This window comes from Sphingomonas bacterium (genome assembly GCF_903643035.1).
Classification (GTDB): Bacteria; Pseudomonadota; Alphaproteobacteria; order Sphingomonadales; family Sphingomonadaceae; genus Sphingomonas.
Genome location: NZ_CAHJWW010000326.1, coordinates 1 through 2,790 on the forward strand (window position 1 = coordinate 1; position 2,790 = coordinate 2,790).

The following is a 2,790-nucleotide window of genomic DNA, read 5'->3' on the forward strand; positions in this document are numbered from 1 at the left end:
CTGGTCGCGGCGCCCGCCGCGGCTCAGCAGGCCGGGCCGCTGCCGATGGCCGCGCCGTTCGTGGACACGATCCCGGCGGCGCGGGACGTCGCCTGGCCAGGTACGCTGACGCTCGACGTCGATGCCTCGAACGCGGTGCAGGGCATCTTCGCGGTGCGCGAGACGATACCGGTCGCCGGGCCTGGCCCGCTGGTGCTGCTCTATCCCGAGTGGCTGCCCGGCGAGCACGGCCCGACCGGGCCGATCGCCAACGTCGCCGGCCTCGCCTTCACCGCCAACGGCCGTCCGCTGGCATGGCGTCGCGACACGACCGACATCCACGCCTTCCACCTCGACGTGCCCGCCGGCGTCCGTGCCGTGGAGGCGCGGTTCCAGTTCCTGCCTCCGCACGAGCGCACCGGTACCCGCGTCGTCACCGCGCCCACGCTCACGAACATCGAGTGGAACGCGGTGTCGCTCTATCCGGCCGGCAGCTATGTCCGCCGCATCCCCGTGAGGGCGAGCGTCACCTGGCCGGCGGGCTGGACCGGCTATACCGCACTGCGCGGCACCCGCACGGGCGACCGCACGGCCTATGAGACGGTGCCCTACGACGTGCTGGTCGACTCGCCGATCTTCGCGGGGTCGCATGCGCGGCAGGTGCGGCTCGATCCGGCGGTGACGCTCGACATGGTCGGCGATACGCCCGACCAGATCCTGCCGTCCGCCGAGGTGATCGCCGCGCACAAGTCGCTCGTCGTCCAGGCGGACCGGCTGTTCGGCACGCGCCACTACGACCATTACGACTTCCTCGTCGCCACCTCCGACGTCCAGTCGGACGAGGGGCTGGAGCATCACCGCAGCTCGGAGAACAGCTTCGGCGGCGACCTGTTCACCGACTGGGACGCGAACCTCGCGGACCATTACGTCGTGGCGCACGAGTTCACGCACAGCTGGAACGGCAAGTATCGCCGCCCCTTCGACCTGTGGACCCCCGACTACCGCACCCCCATGCGCGACACGCTTCTGTGGGTGTACGAGGGGCAGACGCAGTTCTGGGGCAACATCCTCGCCGCGCGATCGGGGCTTTGGACGCACGACCAGTACCTCGACAACCTCGCGGGCGTCGCCGCGCTCTATGCCGGCGGTCAGCCGGGCATGGGCTGGCGCCCGTTGCAGGACACGACCAACGACCCGATCATCGCGCCCGGCGCGGGCAGCGACTGGCCGAGCTGGAGCCGCGGATACGACTATTACCGCAACGCCGAGCTGGTGTGGCTGGAGGTGGACGCGCAGCTTCGCCAGCTCACGGGCGGCGCCCGGGGCCTGGACGATTTCGCGAAGGGCTTCTTCGGCGTCGATCCGGGCGTGTGGAATACCGAGCGCACCTATACGTTCGACGACGTGGCGGCGGGGCTGAACGCGGTCGCGCCGTACGACTGGGCTGGATTCCTGCGCGCGCGGCTCGACGCGACCGGCCCCGCCTCGCTCGCGGGGATCGAGCGTGGCGGCTATCGGCTGATCTATACCGACAAGCCCAACGCGATGCTGAAGAACAGCCTCGCCAAGACGAAGGGCGCGGACTTTTCCTATTCGATCGGCCTGCGCGTCGACGAGAAGGGCAGGATCGGCGGCGTCGTGTGGAACTCGCCGGCGTTCCGCGCCGGGGTGAAGCCAGGCGACACGATCGTCGCGGTGGCGGACCGCGGCTATGACGCGCCCGCGCTCGCCGCCGCGATCACGCTCGCCGCCGGCACTGCGCGCGAGGCGCGCGGTCCGCTGGTCCTGTCGCTCCGGTCGGACGACCGGTTCCGCACCGTGTCCATCCCTTATCACGGCGGCCTGCGCTATCCGCACCTGGAGAAGATCGCCGGCGGCGAGGCGGGGCTCGACCGGCTGCTCGCGCCGCGCTGACCCGCCCGGCCCGATACGCCCGACATTACAAGCCCGACGTGACACAGGCGTCCTGAACAAGCCGCACCGGCCTTGTCGACGCTACGGGCAATCCCGGCTAACCGGCTGCCATCATCCAGGAGAGGGGACGACATGCGCATCGATCTGATCCCGACGGGCAAGAACCCGCCGGACGACCTCAACGTCATCATCGAGGTGCCGACCGGCGGCGAGCCGGTGAAATACGAGTTCGACAAGGCGTCGGGCGCGCTGTTCGTCGACCGCATCCTGCACACGCCGATGCGCTATCCCGCGAACTACGGCTTCGTGCCGCACACGCTGTCGCCCGACGGCGACCCGCTCGACGCGCTGGTGATCGCGCGCTCGCCGTTCATCCCGGGCTGCGTCGTGCGCGCCCGGCCGATCGCGGTGCTGAACCTGGAGGACGAGGCGGGCGGCGACGAGAAGCTGGTCTGCGTGCCGGTGGACGCGGTGTTCCCCTATTACTCCAACGTCGGCGGGCGCGGCGACGTGCCCGAGATCGTGTTCGAGCAGATCGAGCATTTCTTCACCCACTACAAGGATCTGGAGAAGAAGAAGTGGGTCCGCGTCGGCAAATGGGGCGACGCCGACGAGGCCAAGCAGATCACGCTGGAGGCGATCCAGCGTTACGACGATGCCAGGAAGAAGGGCGGGGACCCGCAGGACGCGGGCGAGGAACTTGGCCGGGAGGGCTGACGGGACATCGGCTCCCCTGCCCGTCGCCCCGGCGCCGGCCGGACGGCGGGCGGAGCGGTTCGATCGGCTTGCGCCATCGGCACGCAGGTGATCCCGGTCGGGTAAAGGCCGGTCGCGTGCCTCACCAAAGGCACGCCAGGGAGCGCGGTGCCGCCGCCGCACCGGGCCAGAACCGCCCCG

The 2,790-nt window shown here is 70.3% G+C and carries 2 protein-coding genes; both read left to right on the forward strand.

Annotated features, from left to right (window positions below; genetic code table 11):
- Window positions 1-1,893: M61 family metallopeptidase (locus HUV01_RS14640; RefSeq protein ID WP_368040045.1), on the forward strand; the 1,893-nt coding region annotated here is incomplete at its 5' end.
- A gap of 132 nt (window positions 1,894-2,025) precedes the next feature.
- A complete protein-coding gene (gene ppa, locus HUV01_RS14645) occupies window positions 2,026-2,610 on the forward strand; it encodes an inorganic diphosphatase (RefSeq protein ID WP_174298936.1) in 585 nt (194 codons plus the stop codon).
- The last annotated feature ends 180 nt before the right edge of the window (window positions 2,611-2,790 follow it).

Bases quoted from the DNA above. Each gene is read 5' to 3' on its own strand.
- ppa (WP_174298936.1), top strand. From the start codon at position 2,026: ATGCGCATCGATCTGATCCCGACGGGCAAGAACCCGCCGGACGACCTC.